Consider the following 19,375-nt stretch of genomic DNA (forward strand, 5'->3'; position numbering starts at 1 on the left):
GCCGGCGATTCATTATGGTCAGCAGCGCATATGAATGGACTGCCAATCCTTTCTTCGAGGAATATGGTAATAGAATCAATGCAGTTTAGGTGTCGGATAATATCCATATTTCTTCAATAGCTCTTTGCCTTCGGTCTGAGCTTTGTACAAGGCATCTTCTACGGTATAATCATTCATTTCAATATCCATTAAAATTAAATATAACAGATTATCAATCTCATTTTGTGGTATTATCATAGCATTTTTCTTGTAGACCTGTATTCGGTTGCGGCAATATTTAAAACTATTTTCCGTATATTTCATCCAGGGATACAGCCTGATAAATTCAGGATTATGGTAAGGCTCCATGTGGGCAGTCTGTCCATCAAGAATGGTCAGATAATTGTTGACATCCCGGTCTCCCAGCCAGTTCAGGTAGTGATAGATTACGTCCAGATTCTCAGTATAAGGGCTGATCCCAAAATTCCAGCCTATACTTACCGGGACATAGCCGGGGACGGTAGTGTAATCAACGGAACCTATCATATTATGGGTGAGGGCATTTGTGATTTCGGTTGCACGTTCAATATATGTAATAAGTATTGCTGTTTTACCGGTGCAAAAATCCTGTACAGTCTTAGCAATGGAAGTTTCGAATGGAGAATTCTCACAATAACGAATTGTCTCCTGTACAATGCAAAAAGCCTGGAGGTTCTCGGGTGAATTCAATGATACCCGGCAGTGGGAGTCCCATACAGAACCGCCGCACGAAAGTATTCTTGCAAATAATTCTGGCGCTAATGTCAGGGAATCAATTCCGGCCAGGGACGTGCCATATGGAGTCGGAGAGCCGGAATTGTATTTTTTTGTGAAAAAACGTGCTGTCTGAAGAAATTGCTTCCACGTTTTTGGTGGCTTCAATGAAGTTTTGTATAATTCTTTATATCTTTTCTGCAAGGTCTTATTTTCGAACAGGTCTTTTCTGTAGAACATGATCTGCGCACCGCCTACGACGGGTACACCGAAATAGCTGTTTCCAACCCGGCAATTGTTTAAATTATGTGAAAAAAAGTTTCCTTCGTGGAAAGGGCTTGTCTTTATATATTCAGTTATATCCTCAATCAGGCGATTTTGTGCAAGATAGTGAATCCAGGGTATATCGTACATATAAATATCAAATCTGGGCCTTGGCAGTTTGCTGTCGGCAATAATTGATTTCAGGACATCTTTTTGTGTAACAAACTCATACTCTATTTTAACATTTTCCAATCTTTCGAACTGTTTTGAGAGAATAGTAATAGAATTAGCGGAATTTAAATCGGTAAGCATAATCCGTAGGACGGAGTTTGGCTGGGAATGGGGATTCTGTATCAAAGGCGGCGCCTGCCGGATGGTTTCGGAGGTAAGCTGACTCAAGATAGAATCCGTTAGGATAGTTGATACAGCCTGACTGTGGCTTTCATCCTGCATTGCCTGCATTAAAAGTCTGCCTGCCTGGAGTCCCATTTTATAAGCTGATTTAGAGGAATAGACCATGCCATGTGACTGAACCGGAAGGCACCAGTTTTCTCCGGCCAGTGACAGAATCAGCAGGTCTTTTTCTGTATCCAGTCCAAGGAGAGAGGCGGCCGTCGAAACACCGGTCGCAATTGCTTCAGAAGAGCATATAATAGCCTGCATATTTTGTTCATTGAGGCTGATAAATGCATTTTTAAACGCATCCTCTTTAGAAGCATTGGTAGGAAAAATAAGCTCTTTAAGCTGGGGATGAAAACGACTCATATGATGCTGATAAGCGTGAATACAGTCAGCTTCAGAACTGAAATGTGTGGGGCCGCAGAAGAGGGCGATTTTCTGGTAATGATTCCGGAGCAGGATATCCATAAAATACGAAATCGTTTTGAAGTTATCGAAACCTACATAATTTGTCTTTAAACTATGTGGGGTTCTGTCCAAAAAAACTGCAGGAATTTGGTAATGTTCAATTCTGCTTTCAAAAAATGCCGTATTCTCAGGCTGGCATGTTACAAGTATCAGGCCAGAGATATTTTGACTTATAAAATCATCAATGATGGTGCACTCTGTTTCCGGAGAATTATGTGAAAATGCCACTCTCAATGATAGTTCTGAAGAAGATAAGGCAGAAGAAATGCCAATCAGCACATTTGCATAAAAAGATTCATCCATACCTGTGAGAACGATACCGACATGGCTCGAAGAATTACAACGCAGGTTTCTGGCAGAAGAGTTGGGGATATAGCGCAAACGTTCAATTGTTTCCATGATTCGGGCTTTTGTCTCGGGTTTTACATTTCTAGTACCGGTAAGGCAGCAGGATACAGTCGCTGGAGAGACTCCGGCAGCCTCGGCAATATCTTTGATTTTAACATTTCCCATATTAAATACCTCATTTGTTCATTGGTAACGTGTATTGTTCCGGAATACGAGCATTCACGTCTGATATAGTTTAATATTACAATTACTATATCATTATGAGAATAGGATGTCAAAAAAGAAAATCAAATCGATTTGAAAAAAAGATTTTTTGGCATATTGAATAAAAAAGGCATTGTGATAAGATAAAAACACAAGATAAAAAACAAAAAATAAAGAAACGAAAAGAAAAACGAGGAGGATTAGTATGTTCAAAAAAATGGTAAGTGTATTTCTGATGGTCGTAATGGTAGGAACGATGGCAGCCGGATGCCAGGGGAAAAATGATTCAGGCAGTAAAGAAGAAAAATCAGAAAAACTGAGGGTGGGGATTATGCCTTCGACAGTTGGGGTTCCGGTTCAGTATGCCTATGACAAAGGGTATTTTGAAGAAGAAGGGCTTGACATAGAGATATCTGTCTTTCAGACGGGGGCACCTGTAAATGAAGCAATTGTAGCAAAACAAATCGATTTAGCCGCTTCTGGTGCAGCAAGTATTTTCTCATTAGCAAGTGGAAATTGTACCTTATTGGCAGAATTGGATGTTGCAGGCGGCATGGGAATTTATGTAAGACCAGATTCTGAGATATTGAAAGAGAAAGGAAAGATTGAGGGTCTGTCAGAAATGTATGGATCAGCGGAAAGCCTGAAGGGTAAGACATTTTTAGGACAGCTTGGAACCTCAAGCCAGTTAAATGTAATTCGCTATGCAGAACAGTTCGGCCTCAAAGCGGATGATTATACGGTTGTGCATATGGATGCCGGTCCGGCCTATCAGGCTTTTATAGCAGGAGAGGGAGATGCGCTTGCAGCATACCCGCCGTATTCGTTCTATGCATTGAGTGAGGGAATGGTTGAGGCTGCCACCTTCGAAGATTCATCAGGTTTTTCTATGTATGATGCAATATTCGGACGCACGGAAGTGATAGATAAACACCCTGAGGATATTGAGAAGTTCATGAAATGTGTCATGAAGGCCACAGAAGAAATGAAAGATGATGCACTCAGAAAAGAATATTCCATGGAGTTTTTTGCAGCAAATGGACGTGAATATACAGAAGAGGATATGGACGATGAAATTGCAGTAAGAGCATATATGGGAAAAGAAGAGTTTTTAGATTCTAACTATGTGTTTGGAAAGGCATTTGCAGATCAGTGTGATTTTTATGTGGAAAATGGAAAAATTACAGAGGATCAGGTGCCGAAGCTGTATGATTCGTTAAACCCGGAATATTTGAACAAAGCACTTGATATTGACCTGAAGGCGGCAGCAATGGAATAGGAAAACAGGGAGAACATTATGAGAGATAAAAAGTTTAATAAGTATTTGCCTGTATCAATTATTTCAGTCGCAGTATTCCTGATCGTATGGCAGATTTTTGCTACTGTTAATAATACAGGAATGCTGCCGACACCGGTAAGTGTAGTAAAGGCCTTTTTTACAAAATTTTCAGATCCTAATCCGGATGGATCTACCATGTGGCAGCATCTGCTGGCATCACTCCAGGTTGCATTATCAGGCTATGTAATTGGTCTGATTGTAGGAATTCCCCTGGGGGTATGTATGGCCTGGTATAAGAGGTTCGACTGGTTTGCCAGACCATTATTTGATTTGGTACGCCCGGTACCGGGAATTGCATGGATTCCTCTGATGATCATACTGTTTGGAATTGGACTCCTTTCAAAATCTATGGTGATTTTTATTTCATCCTTTACGGCTTGTGTTATTAATTCATACTCGGGCATCAAACAGACGGAAAGTGTGCATCTCTGGGTAGGACAGACTTATGGGGCAAGCAACAGCCAGATGCTGTTTAAGATTGCGCTGCCGACCGCTCTGCCTATGATCATGACGGGGATGAAGGGTGCGCTTGCTACATCATGGGGGGCGCTGGTGGCAGCCGAGCTTCTGGCATCGACAAGAGGGCTTGGATTCATGATTCAGCAGAGCAGAGGCCTGATGCGTGTGGATATTATTATAGCGGGCATGGCCATGATTGGACTGGTAGGGGCTGTTCTTGCAGGAATATTAAGTCTGATTGAAAAGGCATTGATGAGAGGAGGCAGGTGGTAGATGAAAAAGACGAAAAGTTTACCGGAAAACATGCAGAAAATAATCTGTGGAGCGATTTCTATCCTGGGTTTCCTTCTTCTGTGGCAGGCAGCCGTGTCGTTAACTGGATTAGGAAAAATCATGCCGGGTCCGGCAGTAATATTAAATGCCTTTTTCCGCTCTTTTGTAGAGGAAATTGCCGGATACACGGTTCTGGGACATATTTTTTGGTCTCTCAGCAGGGTGCTTGTGGGGTACATATTGGCATGTCTCCTGGGAATAACGCTTGGACTGCTTATGGGACGCTTTCGGCTGATGGAGGCGATCTTTAATCCATTTTACGAAATGATCCGCCCTATTCCGCCGATTGCCTGGATTTCTCTTGCGATCTTGTGGTTTGGAATCGGAGAAAGCATGACATACTTCATTATCTTCCTGGCTACTTTTAATGTACTGACAATCAATGTTTACCGGGGGACGAAAGCTTTAAACCAGGAGCTGGCAGGCTGTGCCAAGATGCTTGGAGCAAACGAGACACAGGTATTCTGGACGGTTGTGCTGCCGGCAACTGTTCCATATATTTTTGCCGGCATGCAGATTGGCCTGTCAACCAGTTGGGCGGCAGTTGTGGCAGCAGAGATGGTGCGTTCTTCAAGGGGAGTTGGCTTTTTGATTGTCAGCGGAATGGATCTGAATAATATTCCACAGATATTTGTTGGGATTATCGCAATTGGTCTGGTCGGGTTTTTATTGGCCACATGTATGAGAGGAGTGGAGGCAAGATTATGTCAGTGGAATGTAAGAGGCAAGTAAAAGATTCAGTAATTTCCTGCAGCCATATCAATAAAAGCTTTATTAATCTGCACGGGGAGGAGCATCTGGTCATTGATGATATCAGCCTGGAAGTGGAAAATAATGAATTTCTTGTTCTGTTTGGTCCGGGGCAGTGCGGAAAAACTACGATGATAAATATCATCTCGGGGCTGGATCTGCCAAGTGAAGGTGAGGTTATTGTAAATGGGAAAAAAGTAACGGCCCCTGGTCCGGACAGAGGTGTCGTATATCAGACCATTTCCCTGTTTCCGTGGCTCACGACAATGGGGAATGTAGAGTACGGACCTAAAATCAGAGGCATTAAGAAACAGGAGCGCAGAGAAAAAGCTCAGTATTATATTGATTTAGTTGGCCTGAAGGGTTTCGAGAACGCATTTCCAGTTAAATTGTCTGGAGGGATGAAGCAGCGGGTGGGAATTGCCCGTGCATATTGCAATGAGCCTGAAGTCTTATTGATGGATGAACCATTTGGAGCATTGGATGCACAGACAAGATACCTGATGCAGGAAGAGCTTGAAAAAATATGGCAGAAAGAAAAGCGGACAGTCATTTTTGTCACGAATAATATCGAAGAAGCCTTGTATCTTGCAGACCGGATTGTTGTGATGAGCAATTGCCCGGCGCATATAAAAGCAGAGTATAAAATCGACCTGCCCAGACCGAGGAGCTATGTGGATCCTGAATTTTTACGGCTCAGAAAAGAAATCACGGGCATTGTGGATGTGACAAAGTAGGAGGAAAATATGGGACAGGGTGCAAGCATTAAGGCAGTGAATCTTACAAAGAAATTTGGGGATTTACTAGTGCTGGATAATATGAATTTTGAAGTGGAAGCAGGAGAGCTGCTTTGCGTGGTAGGACCTACAGGCTGCGGAAAAACAACCTTTTTAAACAGTCTGACCGGATTGTATGAAATAACAGAAGGGAAGATTCTGCTGAATGATGAGCCTGTAGATTTGAAGCGGCATAATGTTTCCTATATCTTTCAGGAAAATTCAACGATGCCGTGGCTCACAGTCGAAGAAAATATAGGCTTTGGACTGGATATAAAAAAGTTTCCTCAAAAAGAAAAAATGGAAAGAGTCGAGGAATTCATGGAGATTGTGGGTCTTACAGAATATAGGAAGTTCTTTCCTTGCCAGCTGTCGGCGAGTATGCTTCAACGAGTATCAATCGCAAGAGCCTTTGCGACAAAGCCGGACTTACTTCTGATGGACGAACCATATGCCCAGCTGGATATTGAACTGAGGTATAAGCTGGAAGATGAATTGATTAAGCTGTGGGAAGCTACGGGAACAACAGTGATGTTCATTACACACAACATAGAGGAAGCAGTATATTTAGGACGAAAAATTCTTGTACTTACCAATAAACCCACAACGGTAAAGACATTTCTGGATGATAAGCTTCCAAGACCCAGAGATATTGCAGCGGCTGAATTTGTTAATCTGAGAAATCAGGTAACTGACTTAATTAAATGGTGGTAGGTGATGGGAATGGAAAATAAAAAGAAACCAAATGTGCTGATTCTATATAGTGACCAACATTCAGCACGTACACTTGGGTGTTATGGGAATAAGCAGGTCAAAACCCCGAATCTGGACAGGCTTGCAAGAGAAGGTGTGCTTATGCAGCATGCATATACACAGAATCCGATTTGTACACCATCCAGAATGTGCATGCTTAGCGGACAATATGCGCATAACACAGGATACTATGGATTGGCGGGGGAGAAGCCCGAGAAGCTCCCTAATCTGTTCGGATTATTAAAAGAGCAGGGATATATGACGGGAGCAGCGGGCAAATTACATACTCCGGCAGGCTGGGTGTCTGACCAGTGTGACTACGTTGCTGACGGGTATGGATATGAGGTGCCTTTAAAACCATGGAACCGACATTTGGAAGAAGGGTGTCAGGGGCTTGTAACAAATGACTATACAGACTATCTCGCCAGGCTCGGCTGCTATGGGGACAGAGATGACAAAATTCTTCAGGAATGGTTTGAGGAAAATCAACATAAAAAAGGACAATGTGTGGATGCCAGATATTCCAGAATTCCCAAGGAACATACCATAGAAATGTGGTCGGCAAACTGTGCAAATAAGTTTATAGAACAGGCTGATCAGGAACAAAAGCCGTTTTGCTTTTGGCTTACAATGCCCAGACCGCATCAGACATATGCGGCAGCGAAGGAGTTTTGGGATTTGTATGAAGGGATTGAATTAGAGCTTCCGCCAAACTATGATGATAAAATGGAACACCGTTCATCAGCAGCGAAGGATACCCAGAGAAAGTTCCAGATGGATAAGGACTGGATTGCATTTGGGGACAAGGATTTTGATGCGGCAAGGAAAAGAGTACTCAGAGGATATTATGCATGTGTGTCCCAAATGGATGATGCGGTTGGTACAGTATTGAATAAGCTGGAGGAGCTGGGGATACGGGAAAATACATTGATTATATATATGACGGATCACGGTGAGTTTGCCGGAGAGCATGGTATGATAGAAAAAGCACCAGGAATTGGATTCAGATGCGTGACACAGATACCAATGATATTTTCCTGGAAAGGAAGGCTTCCGGAGAACGAGGTCAGAGATGAAATTATAGAATCGGTAGATATTTTGCCTACGATCTGCAGCCTGTTGGGTATTATGATGCCGGACTGGGTGGACGGGAAAGATGCTTTGGAATTGATAGAAAGCGGCAGAGCTATTCACGACTTTGCGGTAACAGAAAATCCGAATACGAAGACCATACATACCAAAAAGTATAAGCTGACACAGTATCTTCCTGAGTTTGAGGGACAGGAATTCGGTGAGTTATATGATATAGAGGCAGATCCTTATGAATTGAAGAACCTGTATTTTGAACCGGAATATGAGAAGGTGGTACAGGACTTACGATATCAGTTATACTGCTGGCTTATAAGGACAAGCAGGGTGAAAACGGCGCATCCCACCATACCGGATACAGGGAATGAAAAAGATGTGTCAGGAGGAATCAGCTGGGATCTTGCGGATTATGTTGGACGTTATGGTAAGGATGGGAAAGTAGGGGAAGCGTTTTATCAGGAACTGATAAAAAAGAATATGAAAAACTATCTGTAGTCATTTAGGGTGGTCTGTATGATGATATGGGCTGAAAACAAATGTTTGTTTTCAGCCTCCTATGACTTATGAGGGGAAATGATGTGCCATACTTGTATGTCTCCTATATAGAGGCAGACAGGCTAAGTTACTGTACCTGAAGAAAAAACTTACTCCTTGCTGATTGCCCGGTAATTAATAGGCTGCATTCCGAACCGCTCTTTAAATTTTTTTGAAAAATAGCTGATATTAGGCACACCAACATTCATGGCAATATCACTGATTTGCAGATTTGTGGTTTTCAGCATGAAGGAAGCCATGTCAAGTTTATAATCCATCAGATACGTGCTCATATTCCTGCCGGTTTCTTTTTTAAAAAGACGGGTCAGATAATCCGTGTTTATATGGATGGAATCGGCCACTTCTTTTAACGATATAATCTCAGCATAGTGTTCCGCAATATAAGTTAATGCAGCCCCTACATGGGAGCTGTATTTTTTAGATGCCGGGAGTGATAACATACATTGACGTATGAGTGACCATATATAATCTTTCAATATAACATATGAGGAGATATCATTTATACGTTTTTTTATCAGGCTCAGCATATCGGGTAGTTCGTCGGTATCCTTACTATAGCAGAGATACAGTGTATGGATCAGATTCCCGTAAGTATTTTTTACATAATCAACCTCAGGTTTTTGTTCCAAAATCCATTTTTCAAGAGTACGCATAGTTTGAAAAAAAAGTTGATTTTGATAAGAACGAATATATTCTATAGCTTTGGCATTTAAGAGATTAAATTCCTTTATGGGAAGACTGTTTTTTTGTTTATCGGACAGCATATAGGGGCATGAAGAGTAAAAAAGCTGTTCGTAAGCTGTGCGGGCCTGATTGATGGAGATGATAAGTTCAGACTTATAATGGTAAACATTGCTGCATCCTATGGTCATTTTTGGATACTGGTTATGCAGTTCCTGTAAAAATAGGTGAAGTGTTTTACGGAAATCCTCAGATTCCGAAAGCTGTACATATTCAAACACATAGTAATGCAGGTTTGCTTCCAGGCCAAGAAGCGAACCGCAAAAAAAGATGCCGTCTGCCGGAGCTATGGGAACAGATATGTGTACAGGAATGTTTTCATTACAAAGAGCAGCAGTAAAATAAGATTTGTCTGTAAGATCAGAGAAAAGGGCGTCAATCTGGTCTTTTGCAGAGTCCTGCTTATCTGGCTGAAGCGAGAGGCTTAAGAAAGCACTTCGTAAGGAATCAATGCTGGCCTGCCTGCTAAGTAAATGCTCACTACACTTTTTCAATAATTCCTCCAGAGCCTGTCTGCTGCATTCACTTTTTAGCATATACTCAAATGCACCGTTTCTCATAACCTCTCTGGCGTAGTCAAACTGATCATGGCTGCTTAAGATGACAGTGAGGATATTACTGTTTACGCTATAGATTTCACGGATAAGATCGATTCCGTTCATCCTTGGCATCTGGATATCAATAAAGACAATCTCGTATTCTGTTTTTCGTATTTTTTCTAATGCTTCAAGTCCGTCAGAAGCAGTATCGGCGTGAACAGTGATAAAATCAAAAGATTCTATCGTATGCTGCAGCCACTCGCGTATAATTGTCTCATCATCCGCAATTAAGATATTCATAGGTTTCGCTCCTCTCTGGTGCAACAGCCGGTTTAATATCAACAGAACACTGCCGTGCTGATACGAATCAATACAATCATATTGTTTAATAGGATTGTGCCGGCATTTTAAATCGTATATTTAGGTACTGTAATTTGTACGGATGTCCCTTTTCCCACAGTGCTTGATATTTCAAATTTGGCCTGATTGTGATAATGCAGCTCCAGCCGGGAAGCAATATTTCTAAGGGCGATATGATTCTTCTTTTTATCATCCGTCATAATCTCCTGAATGACTTCCTCTGCCATCCCCATCCCGTTATCAGTTACTTTTAAAATAATATGTTCTTTGGTTTCCTTCACCCTGATTACAATGATTCCGTTTTTCTTGTTATTAGAAAAACCGTGGAATACAGAATTTTCAATAATAGGCTGTAGTATAAACCGCAGAATTAATAATTCCCTGCAGCTGTCATCTATCAGAAATTTAAAAATGAAAGAGTTGGTATAACGCTGCTGTAAAATATACGTATACTGTCTGAGGGTGTCGACCTCTTCTTGAACGGAGACTAACTGCTGTTCACAGTTCAGAATATTTTTCAGCATGGCATTCAGAGCATCTATCATCCGGCAGGCATCTTCGGAACGTCCCATATCCACCATGCATTTTATGCTGAAAAGTGTATTGTGCATAAAATGTGGGTTAATCTGCATCTGCAGAAAATGAAGTTCCGTAATTCTTTTCAAGTGCTCTTTTTTCTTTATATCATTAAGCAAAGAGGCTATCTTTATGACAAAATTCTCGCAGGCATCTGCAATCCACCTTGTTTCGGCAAAGCCTTTTCTGGGAAAGGCCACATTAAAATTTCCATTTTGAGCCTGCACCATAACAGTATATACTTCTGTCAGGGGGCGGGAAACAGCGGCTGCAATCCAAGAAGAGGTTAAAATGCTGATAACGCATACCAAAAATGCAATCAGGAGGATCGCTCTTTCAATTCTGTACAGGGGCTGCAGAATGGAGGACATCTGTATCTCCTCAACTACAATCCAGGAGGAAGCATCTGTTGAATACTTGGAAAAAAGGTAGGGTACTCCTGATTTTTTTATTGTTGCAGAGTTTTTATCCCCAAACAGTTCATAGAATACCGGCATTTTGTAAAAATAGTGTCCGACCATGGATTCTATTGTATGGGATATAATTTGTCCGTCTGTATCTACAAGATAGATATTTCCATCGTCTGAAGTCAAATTCTGATAGGTATTGTATAAAAAGCGTTCAGGTATGTTAATCATCAGGAGTCCGACAGGCCGGGAATCTTCGTCTCTAATAAAACGAAGAAGGGAAAAATAGTTTTTGTCATTCAAACGGCTGCTGCTTGTTCGAAGACTGGAAAGCCAGTATAACTGTTCTGCCGAACCAATTGCTTTGTAGTACCACAACTCCTCTTTATATTGTGGCGGTTCATCCATTTTTTCGGAATCTGTGGAGTATATTAGTCCATTATCTGTAATCAACTGCATTTCGTATTCAAAAGAGTAATGAGCCAGCGTCCTCCTGACTTTGCGATCCAGGCTGCGGATATATGTTAACTCTTTCTCGGGAGATTTAAATATGTCTTTTTGGTATAACATCTGGTTTAGCTCTTCATCATAAAAGAACATATCTGATATTGTTACAATTTCATCTTTTATTTTATTTATATTGCTATTTACCTGAGACAGGGTATCAATACGTCCCTGGGAAATATTCTCAATCAGCTGCTGTTTATAAAAGTAAAAAGAAGGAAAAATGATTAATGCAGATACAGATAAAATAAATGTAATAAAAAGAATAGATAGTATATGTTTTAACCCCAAGGTTTTTTTACATCTAAAAATATGCGTTCTCATAGTATCCCCTGCTTTATGTGAAAACGATAAATAAGTTATAACTCTAGTTTCTGATAAGAAAAAAGGAATGTCAAGAAAAAAGAACTGGAAAGTAATTTGAAATAAAAAATACGCGGATAAGTGATATTAAATATACGGATTTGTAATAAAGATAATTTCCGATTATTTTTGTATAGTACAATAGGACGAAAAATTGTTAAATACTCTACTTTTTTGGAATAGCAGTAAAAATGAAAAAAGAATATAATTTAGACAGCTTAAAAACAATCAGTAAGAGAAAGGAAAAGGAATATGAAGAAAAAAGTGATGAGTCTGTTATTGGCAACGGCGATACTCGCAACGGCATTGACAGGATGTCAGGGGCAGAAAGAAGAGAAAAAGGATTCCGGCAAAAAGGCAGAGACCTCAGAATCAGGTAAAGAACTAACTACATTAAGAGTGCAGTCTATGCCTAATTTTAATGGTGTGCTGCTGTCATACATTATGGATCAGGGCTGGGCTGAGGAAGAGGGTCTGGAACTGGAAGTGGAGCTGTATGCAAACGGGGCTGCTGCTAATGAAGCATTGGCTGCCGGACTTTGGGATGTCGGGTTTCAGGGACCAGCATATGTGTTTGGTTCTGTGAATAATGGGGCAAAGATTATCGGAACCTCCAGTGATACAGGCGGTGATACCTTATTTGTGAGGGAGGACAGTAAGATTCTGGATGTACAGGGGTTCAATCCTACTTATCCCGATGTTTATGGAGATATGGATACTGTAAAAGGTACCACAATATTATTTTCAGCAGGAACTTCGACGCATCAGCTGGCATTAGAATATCTGGAATCGCTGGGGGTAAGTGCCGAGGAGGTCAGCATGGTTCCTATGGATTATCAGACCTGTGAGCAAACATTCCAGATAGGGGAAGGGGACATCGTGGCGCTTCCAACCCCCTGGTCGACGGCAGTTACAGATAAATACGGATGGCAGCCAATTGCCACATTACAGGATTTTAGTTCAACAAATACGGATGTCATCTGTTCTGAGGCGGCATATAATGATTTAAAACCTGAGTTAATAAAGTTTATGAAGCTATGCTACCGGGCGGCAGATGAGCTGGAAGCCGATAAAGAATTAAAAATGGATCAGATAAAGAAATTTTATAGTGAGAATGCGCTGGAGGTGACGGATAAGACTGTGGCAGAAGAGGCTGATCTGCGCATCTTCATAACATCGGATGTACAGAAGACGATGGACTATGGCATGGCAGAAGCCGATGCGGCAGATTTTTATGCATCTATTGGACAGATTGAAGCTGACCAATGTGAAACCTTTAAAGAGAATATTGTAGACGATATCTGGAAAGCTGCTTTAGGAGAATAGACAAGAGCGAGGGGGAGCAGGATGGTGCATCCCCCTTTTGCATATAGAAATTGAGGTGATGAGATGAAGCAAAAAAAAGAAAATAAGAAATATTTTATAATCTCTGTGATATCACTGGCTGTTTTTATTCTGTTCTGGGAGCTTCTCACGGATATCCTGCATCTGCTTCCTGAAAAAAAACTGCCAAGTCCTGCCACAATCGTAGAAACTTTTATTTATAAACTGACCAATACAAATCCGGACGGCAGCGTGCTGGGTATACACATCCTGACCAGTCTGCAGGAATCTGTACTGGGCTTCTGTATCGGAATCATTCTGGGGGTGCCAATCGGAATCTGTATGGCATGGTTTGAAAAGTTTGATATGTTTTTTAAGCCGCTGTTCGATCTGATAAAACCAATTCCTCCGGTTGGCTGGGTACCGGTTATGCTTATGGCATTCGGCCTGGGAATTATGTCAAAGGTTACTGTGATTGTCATTGCGGCAATCGTTCCTGCAATTATTAATTCCTACAGTGGGATCAAACAGATGAATCCGGTACATAAATGGGTGGCACAAACTTTTGGAGCATCAAATGGTCAAATTTTAAAGACGATTGCTATTCCGACTGCAGGTCCTATGATATTTGCAGGTATTCGCGTTTCGCTGAATGCTTCATGGGTTACGTTAGTAGCGGCAGAATTAGTGGCATCCACTAAAGGTCTGGGATATATGATTCAAATGGGGCGGATGGTCGGCAGAATAGATCTGGTGTTTATGGGGGTACTGGTGATCGGCGGTTTTGGCGCTTTGTTCTCATGGCTTCTGGGCATGGCAGAGAGAAGAATCGTAAAAGGGGGGCGTTAGAGTGAAATCTATCTTACAGTCTAAAAAGATACAGACAATCTTTATAGGTGCGCTTGGAATATTTACATTTCTAGTTATCTGGCAGATTTCTGTGATGGTAACAAGATTTGGAACCATATTTCCGGCACCGTTTAAAGTTCTTTTAGGAATGGCAAATGCAGTTTTTGAACCAATCGGCAAGAATACGCTTTTAGGACATGTCGGAATTAGCCTGAGCAGAGTGCTTGTGGGGTATATTCTATCATCTGTTGCAGGTACACTGGTCGGTTTGATTATGGGGGCTTCAAAACTTGGAAAAGCAATCTTTAACCCCATATTTAATATTATAAAACCAATCCCTGGAATTGCATGGATACCTCTTGCTATTTTATGGTTCGGGACAGGAAATGTAACAATATATTTCATCATATTTGTAGGCGGATTTGCACAGATGGTTATGAATACAATGGCGGGTGCTGAAAATGTAAGTCAGGAGCTGATTGGAGTGGCAAGGGTTCTAGGACTTAAGAAAAACCGAATCTTTTTGACCATCGTACTGCCTTCCTGTGTACCGTATATTTTCAGCGGTCTTCAGGTTTCTTTGTCAACGAGCTGGATGGCAGTACTTGCAGCAGAGATGATTACAGCTACATCGGGGTGCGGCTGGTTAATACTGTCCGGCATGCAGAGCGGGAATATGGTGAATAACGTGATGGGAATGATATCTATAGGAATTGTGGGGCTGATACTGGCATCCTTTATGAGAGTTATGGAAAGGAGATTATGCTCATGGAAAGAGCGGGGACAATAGAAGAACGGTCAGTGGTGCGTCTGGAAAATGTAAAGAAAAGTTTTGATGTAAATGATAAATCGACAGAAGTTATTGGAGGCATCAATCTGGATATTGAAAAAAACGAGTTTGTCGTACTTTTCGGGGCAGGTCAATGTGGAAAAACCACATTGCTGAAAATGATTGCAGGGTTAGAAGATATTACGCAGGGAAATGTATACATAGATGGTAAAAAATCATCCGGTTTCCATCCTGGGATCGGAATGGTATATCAAACAACCTCTCTGTTTCCCTGGCTGACGGTAATGGGGAATGTAGAATTTGGCCCCAGGGCAAGAGGGATGAAAAAAAAGGAGCGCAGGGAAAAGGCACAGTATTATATCGATTTAGTAGGCCTCCATGGGTTTGAGAACCATCATCCGGTCAAGCTGTCAGGCGGTATGTGTCAGCGGGTTGGGATTGCCAGGGCTTATTGTAATGACCCGGATATTATCCTGATGGATGAGCCATTCGGGCATCTGGATGCACAGACAAGATATATGATGGAGGAAGAGGTTGAGAAAATATGGGCAAAAGAGAAGCGAACAGTTATCTTTGTTACAAATAATGTGGAAGAAGCACTGTATCTTGCGGACCGCATTATTATCCTGACGGAATGTCCGGCAGTTGTAGCAAAAGAATATAAAATCAATCTTCCCAGACCAAGGAGTATGGTGAGTGACGAGTTTCTTGCATTGCGGGAAGAAATCAGCAGTATTACAGATATTCCCCGGGAAAGTGAGGAGAAAGCAGTATGAGTGATGTGAAGGTTAAAGTTAGCAGCCTGACAAAATCATTTGGGGATCTGCTCGTTCTGGATAAGATATCCTTTTCTGTAAACAGAGGGGAGTTTCTATGCATAGTAGGTCCTACAGGGTGCGGGAAGACAACATTTCTAAATTCTCTGACGAAAATATTGGAAACGGACAGCGGTTCCATTCTAATCGATGGGGAAGAAGTAAATCCTAAGAAACACAATCTGGCATATATTCTGCAGGAGTACTCTGCGTTGCCATGGCTGAATGTGGAAGAGAATATAGCATATGGACTAAAAATAAAAGGGATAGCCCCGGAGATTATAAAAGAACGTGTTGATGAAGCCGTAGAAATGGTAAATATGCAGGAGTTTAGAAAATTTTATCCAAAGGAGCTTTCTGCCAGCATGCTGCAGCGTGTAGTAATAGCGAGGGCATTCTCTACGCAGCCGGATCTTCTCCTTATGGATGAACCATATGGGCAGCTGGATCTAAACCTGAAATATAAGCTGGAAGATGAACTCCTCAAGCTCTGGGAAAAAACAAAGACAACGGTTATTTTCATCACACACAATATTGAGGAGGCAGTTTATTTAAGTGACAGGATTCTGGTACTTACAAACAAACCAACCCATGTAAAGCAGGAATTGAACAACAACCTGCCGCGTCCAAGGAAGGTGGCGGATAAAGCGTTTGTAAAACTGCGGAATGAAGTAACTGACTTAATACGCTGGTGGTAAAGGAGGCAATTAGTATGGACAGACCCAACATTTTATATATTATGTGTGATCAGTTCCGGTTTGACTGCATTAGTGCACTGGGAAATCGGGTGATACAGACACCCAATCTGGACAGGCTGGCAGAAAGAGGTATTGCTTATACGAATGCATATTCCTCTTGTCCGGTCTGCGTTCCGGCAAGATATGTTGTCAGGACGGGAAGGGAACCTTACAATATAGGCTGCTACTGTAATGAAAATCCTTCCCCCATCCATAGTAACGGGCAGATGGGAGTGGAGAGCTATTGCGGTGAGTATCTTGCTAGGAGAATGGGAAAATTGGGATATCGGACTTGGGGCATTGGAAAATTCCACACAAGTCCGGATGTCTACGAAGATTTGGGCTATGAAGTGCAGATTCACACAGAAGAGATGTATGACACCCCACGGGTCAAAGAGAAGGACGGATATGCATCTTTCATCATGAAGGAGCATCCCGGGTATGCACATCTGGAACAGCTGCACGGAGAAAGGACCAATATGTATTTTGTCCCGCAGATGAGTCCAATGCCGGCTGAGTATACTGTGGAAGGCTTTACAGCAGCTAAAGCAGTCGAACAGATAAACAGGAAGGACGGCAGGCCTTATTTCGGATTTGTTTCCTTTGTTGGCCCGCACCCGCCTTGTGCTCCTCCGATACCCTATAACAGGATGTATGACCCGGATGGGATGCAAAATCCAATACGAGGAAGCGCGTGCACGGATCAAATGGATGAACAGATACAGTGGATGAATTATCTGATTTATGCAGATGAAATTAATGATGCATGGGCGAGGAATTTTAAAACCAGATATTACGGAGAAATCACTTATATTGACCATTGTATCGGACAGATACTAGATGCTGTGGATGCCGGTGGGGAGGCTGACAATACATTAATCTGCTTTTTCAGCGACCACGGAGAAATGGCCGGTGACCATGGGGGATGGCAGAAGGAAAGTTTTTTTGAAGAATCCGTAAAGATTCCGTTTCTGTTAAGTTATCCGGAAAAAATGGAACGCGGTGAAATCAGGGAGGATTTCGTCTCATTGGCGGATTTATATGGCATAGCAACGGCAGCCGCAGGTGAAGCAGATGCTCGTGACGGTGTTCTTCTTATGGACGGGGGGAGAAGGGAGCATCTGTTTGCAGTTTATGGAAGACCGGATTCCGACCAGTTTAAGTTGATGGTACGTAAAGGGGCATGGAAATACATTTATATGGTGAATGGGGGGAGAGAGCAGCTGTTCCATTTAGGAAACGACCCTCACGAGCTTGTGAATCTGGTAATGTCTGAAAGTGTGATCAGAACCGAGATGTATCAGCTTCTTTTAGAGAAGTGCTGGAAAGAGCCTGGATTAAGAGATGCCATTGAAGACGGGACAATCAGGAAGATACCTTACCGGCCGCGAAAGCTTGAAAGGCTCCACCAATTTGATTTTTCAAAAAAAATAACGGATTATACGGTTCCTTCAGGGTGCGGTTTTATGAGCCAGGCACTGTTTCTGGAGGAAACCTAATATGATCCACAATAAGGGGCTGTCCTGAATACGATGAAACAAGATGCCATTAAAAGAACATAGCTGTGGTTCTGTCAATAGAATACATGTTTTGCAGCCATGACACTTCTGTGGAAAATACGACGTATCACATGCAAGACTGGCATATTTGGTCTACTGTCGATTTTAGAGAGTGGACTTTAGAGTGTGTAGTTAAGCCAGAATCATTTTTTATGGGAAAATGCAGTGATTGCTGGGCAATCGATGCATTAGAAAAAGATGGAAAATACTATTTGTATTACTCTAATAAAAATATTCAGACAGGAGTCGCAGTGGCAAATCATCCAGAGGGTCCCTACATAGATGCTAAGGGAAGCCCAATTTTAGATGGGAATTTAACAAATACACCGGAGTATGATCCAGCGGTGTTTACGGATGAGGACGGCAGTAGTTATATTGTTTTTGGCGGACCAAAGTGGGCGTATGGAAAGGGTGCAGGTTATTATATAGCTAAATTAGCAGAAAGTAGGATAGAATTAGCTGAAAAACCGAGAAGACTACAAGTGGATCATGAGGGGGATGATAAGGCATCTCTAAATAAAATTGGAGGAACTTATTATTTAAGCTGGGGCTCCTTTTATGCGATTTCTGACTCGATATATGGACCTTATAAGTTTATTGGAAATACAGGGGCAAGTGAGGACCATGGTTCTTATGTAGAATATAATGGACAGCTTTTTAATTCGTTTACAGTTTTTGACCCAACAATGGTGCATCGCGCATCTGGAGTTTGTTATGTGCACCAAAGGGCGAATAAAGAACTTGTTGTAGATGAGTTAATTGTGGAGTATGGAGTAGGCCATTACGATACAAATTGGAATAAAATTCAGAGCCAGTGGTATATGTGTCAGGAGCAGATGAAGAAGGTGGAAAATCCCAGATATGGTTTCGATATGCTCACATCAGAAAAGGGGACTCTTTGGTACCCCAACCTAGAAAATACAAAAGGAAAGAAAGGGATCAGTTTCTTTGTAAGCAGTAGCAGTGAACAAGGAGCAAGAATTGAAGTCAGAGAACAAAAAGACGGAACAATCATTGGAAGTTGTGAAGTAAAAGGTACAGGAAGTTCTTGGCGGTCTTATTGTATGTTCCCATGCATACTTGATAAGGAGATAGGAAATAATTTACATTTGACAATAGAGGTTATTGGATCAGGGGAAGCTCGATTAGATTATTTTAAATTCTTTAAAAAAAATAACTAAGAAATATAAAAGGAAGAGATTCTTTGACAGTTAGATGAAGTGCAAAGATATAACAGTGAGTGTTTTTCGCCTGATGAACTCTTCGAACCTGAGAAAATAAAGACAACGGTTGTTTTAGTCGGGAAACACATTTCTGGCATGGGTGATGTCCGTTGCGTATTA

The 19,375-nt window shown here is 41.7% G+C and carries 16 protein-coding genes; 13 read left to right on the forward strand and 3 right to left on the reverse strand.

The annotated features are described in order from the left end of the window. Positions 1-75: 75 nt before the first annotated feature. Positions 76-2,376, reverse strand: coding sequence for an extracellular solute-binding protein (locus HMPREF0240_RS16345; RefSeq protein ID WP_009004521.1), 2,301 nt, complete (start codon positions 2,374-2,376; stop codon positions 76-78). 244 nt (positions 2,377-2,620) lie between these two features. Here HMPREF0240_RS16345 and HMPREF0240_RS16350 point away from each other — a divergent pair, with 244 nt between their 5' ends. Genes HMPREF0240_RS16350 through HMPREF0240_RS16375 form a run of 6 tightly spaced genes read left to right on the forward strand, consistent with a single transcriptional unit; the run spans position 2,621 to position 8,409 of the window. Then, positions 2,621-3,694 (forward strand): ABC transporter substrate-binding protein, encoded by a 1,074-nt coding sequence (locus tag HMPREF0240_RS16350; RefSeq protein WP_009004522.1) that lies wholly within the window; start codon positions 2,621-2,623, stop codon positions 3,692-3,694. 18 nt (positions 3,695-3,712) lie between these two features. Continuing rightward, on the forward strand, positions 3,713-4,486 hold the full coding sequence (locus HMPREF0240_RS16355) for an ABC transporter permease (protein WP_009004523.1): 774 nt from the start codon (positions 3,713-3,715) through the stop codon (positions 4,484-4,486). Next, positions 4,487-5,278, forward strand: a complete 792-nt coding sequence (locus tag HMPREF0240_RS16360) for an ABC transporter permease (RefSeq protein WP_009004524.1) — start codon at positions 4,487-4,489, stop codon at positions 5,276-5,278. Further along, positions 5,251-6,033, forward strand: a complete 783-nt coding sequence (locus HMPREF0240_RS16365; RefSeq protein ID WP_035313801.1) for an ABC transporter ATP-binding protein — start codon at positions 5,251-5,253, stop codon at positions 6,031-6,033. The genes HMPREF0240_RS16360 and HMPREF0240_RS16365 overlap by 28 nt, the downstream gene beginning before the upstream one ends. Before the next feature lie 9 nt (positions 6,034-6,042). After that, a complete protein-coding gene (locus HMPREF0240_RS16370) occupies positions 6,043-6,786 on the forward strand; it encodes an ABC transporter ATP-binding protein (RefSeq protein ID WP_025656282.1) in 744 nt (247 codons plus the stop codon). Between the two features lie 9 nt (positions 6,787-6,795). After that, positions 6,796-8,409 (forward strand): sulfatase-like hydrolase/transferase, encoded by a 1,614-nt coding sequence (locus HMPREF0240_RS16375; RefSeq protein WP_198137812.1) that lies wholly within the window; start codon positions 6,796-6,798, stop codon positions 8,407-8,409. Between the two features lie 149 nt (positions 8,410-8,558). On the opposite strand, the gene HMPREF0240_RS16380 is transcribed toward HMPREF0240_RS16375, so the two are convergent. Next, positions 8,559-10,049 carry a response regulator gene (locus HMPREF0240_RS16380; protein WP_009004526.1) on the reverse strand — a complete coding sequence of 497 codons (1,491 nt, stop codon included), beginning with the start codon at positions 10,047-10,049 and terminating at the stop codon, positions 8,559-8,561. Between the two features lie 107 nt (positions 10,050-10,156). Then, on the reverse strand, positions 10,157-11,920 hold the full coding sequence (locus HMPREF0240_RS16385) for a sensor histidine kinase (protein ID WP_009004527.1): 1,764 nt from the start codon (positions 11,918-11,920) through the stop codon (positions 10,157-10,159). A 291-nt stretch (positions 11,921-12,211) separates the two neighbouring features. Here HMPREF0240_RS16385 and HMPREF0240_RS16390 point away from each other — a divergent pair, with 291 nt between their 5' ends. The 7 genes from HMPREF0240_RS16390 to HMPREF0240_RS23550 all read left to right on the forward strand — a co-directional run bounded on the left by HMPREF0240_RS16390 (position 12,212) and on the right by HMPREF0240_RS23550 (position 19,213). After that, the gene (locus tag HMPREF0240_RS16390) at positions 12,212-13,285 is read left to right on the forward strand and encodes an ABC transporter substrate-binding protein (RefSeq protein WP_009004528.1); all 1,074 of its coding nucleotides are present in this window, start codon (positions 12,212-12,214) and stop codon (positions 13,283-13,285) included. 63 nt (positions 13,286-13,348) lie between these two features. Then, the gene (locus HMPREF0240_RS16395) at positions 13,349-14,131 is read left to right on the forward strand and encodes an ABC transporter permease (RefSeq protein WP_009004529.1); all 783 of its coding nucleotides are present in this window, start codon (positions 13,349-13,351) and stop codon (positions 14,129-14,131) included. A 1-nt stretch (position 14,132) separates the two neighbouring features. Continuing rightward, positions 14,133-14,921, forward strand: a complete 789-nt coding sequence (locus HMPREF0240_RS16400) for an ABC transporter permease (RefSeq protein WP_009004530.1) — start codon at positions 14,133-14,135, stop codon at positions 14,919-14,921. Then, entirely contained in the window at positions 14,900-15,697 is a 798-nt protein-coding gene (locus HMPREF0240_RS16405; RefSeq protein WP_009004531.1) for an ABC transporter ATP-binding protein, read from the forward strand. Before HMPREF0240_RS16400 ends, HMPREF0240_RS16405 begins: the two co-directional genes overlap by 22 nt. Next, complete coding sequence (locus HMPREF0240_RS16410) at positions 15,694-16,434, forward strand: ABC transporter ATP-binding protein (RefSeq protein WP_009004532.1); 741 nt, start codon at positions 15,694-15,696, stop codon at positions 16,432-16,434. The genes HMPREF0240_RS16405 and HMPREF0240_RS16410 overlap by 4 nt, the downstream gene beginning before the upstream one ends. Positions 16,435-16,448: 14 nt before the next feature. Next, positions 16,449-17,972: a sulfatase-like hydrolase/transferase gene (locus HMPREF0240_RS16415; protein WP_009004533.1), complete on the forward strand. Its 1,524-nt coding sequence runs from the start codon at positions 16,449-16,451 to the stop codon at positions 17,970-17,972. Positions 17,973-18,058: 86 nt separating this feature from the next. Then, entirely contained in the window at positions 18,059-19,213 is a 1,155-nt protein-coding gene (locus HMPREF0240_RS23550) for a family 43 glycosylhydrolase (RefSeq protein ID WP_278245607.1), read from the forward strand. Positions 19,214-19,375 lie beyond the last annotated feature (162 nt).

Origin of the sequence: Clostridium sp. D5 (assembly GCF_000190355.1) — a bacterium.
GTDB lineage: Bacteria > Bacillota > Clostridia > Lachnospirales > Lachnospiraceae > Faecalicatena > Faecalicatena fissicatena_A.

Excerpts from the sequence above, each read along its gene's own strand:
- HMPREF0240_RS16375 (WP_198137812.1), top strand. The coding sequence starts at position 6,796 with ATGGAAAATAAAAAGAAACCAAATGTGCTGATTCTATATAGTGACCAA.
- HMPREF0240_RS16405 (WP_009004531.1), top strand. The coding sequence starts at position 14,900 with ATGGAAAGAGCGGGGACAATAGAAGAACGGTCAGTGGTGCGTCTGGAA.
- HMPREF0240_RS16410 (WP_009004532.1), top strand. The coding sequence starts at position 15,694 with ATGAGTGATGTGAAGGTTAAAGTTAGCAGCCTGACAAAATCATTTGGG.
- HMPREF0240_RS16365 (WP_035313801.1), top strand. The coding sequence starts at position 5,251 with ATGTCAGTGGAATGTAAGAGGCAAGTAAAAGATTCAGTAATTTCCTGC.
- HMPREF0240_RS16370 (WP_025656282.1), top strand. The coding sequence starts at position 6,043 with ATGGGACAGGGTGCAAGCATTAAGGCAGTGAATCTTACAAAGAAATTT.
- HMPREF0240_RS16350 (WP_009004522.1), top strand. The coding sequence starts at position 2,621 with ATGTTCAAAAAAATGGTAAGTGTATTTCTGATGGTCGTAATGGTAGGA.
- HMPREF0240_RS16380 (WP_009004526.1), bottom strand. The coding sequence starts at position 10,049 with ATGAATATCTTAATTGCGGATGATGAGACAATTATACGCGAGTGGCTG.
- HMPREF0240_RS16345 (WP_009004521.1), bottom strand. The coding sequence starts at position 2,376 with ATGGGAAATGTTAAAATCAAAGATATTGCCGAGGCTGCCGGAGTCTCT.
- HMPREF0240_RS16390 (WP_009004528.1), top strand. The coding sequence starts at position 12,212 with ATGAAGAAAAAAGTGATGAGTCTGTTATTGGCAACGGCGATACTCGCA.
- HMPREF0240_RS16360 (WP_009004524.1), top strand. The coding sequence starts at position 4,487 with ATGAAAAAGACGAAAAGTTTACCGGAAAACATGCAGAAAATAATCTGT.
- HMPREF0240_RS16355 (WP_009004523.1), top strand. The coding sequence starts at position 3,713 with ATGAGAGATAAAAAGTTTAATAAGTATTTGCCTGTATCAATTATTTCA.
- HMPREF0240_RS16385 (WP_009004527.1), bottom strand. The coding sequence starts at position 11,920 with ATGAGAACGCATATTTTTAGATGTAAAAAAACCTTGGGGTTAAAACAT.
- HMPREF0240_RS23550 (WP_278245607.1), top strand. The coding sequence starts at position 18,059 with ATGTTTTGCAGCCATGACACTTCTGTGGAAAATACGACGTATCACATG.
- HMPREF0240_RS16395 (WP_009004529.1), top strand. The coding sequence starts at position 13,349 with ATGAAGCAAAAAAAAGAAAATAAGAAATATTTTATAATCTCTGTGATA.
- HMPREF0240_RS16415 (WP_009004533.1), top strand. The coding sequence starts at position 16,449 with ATGGACAGACCCAACATTTTATATATTATGTGTGATCAGTTCCGGTTT.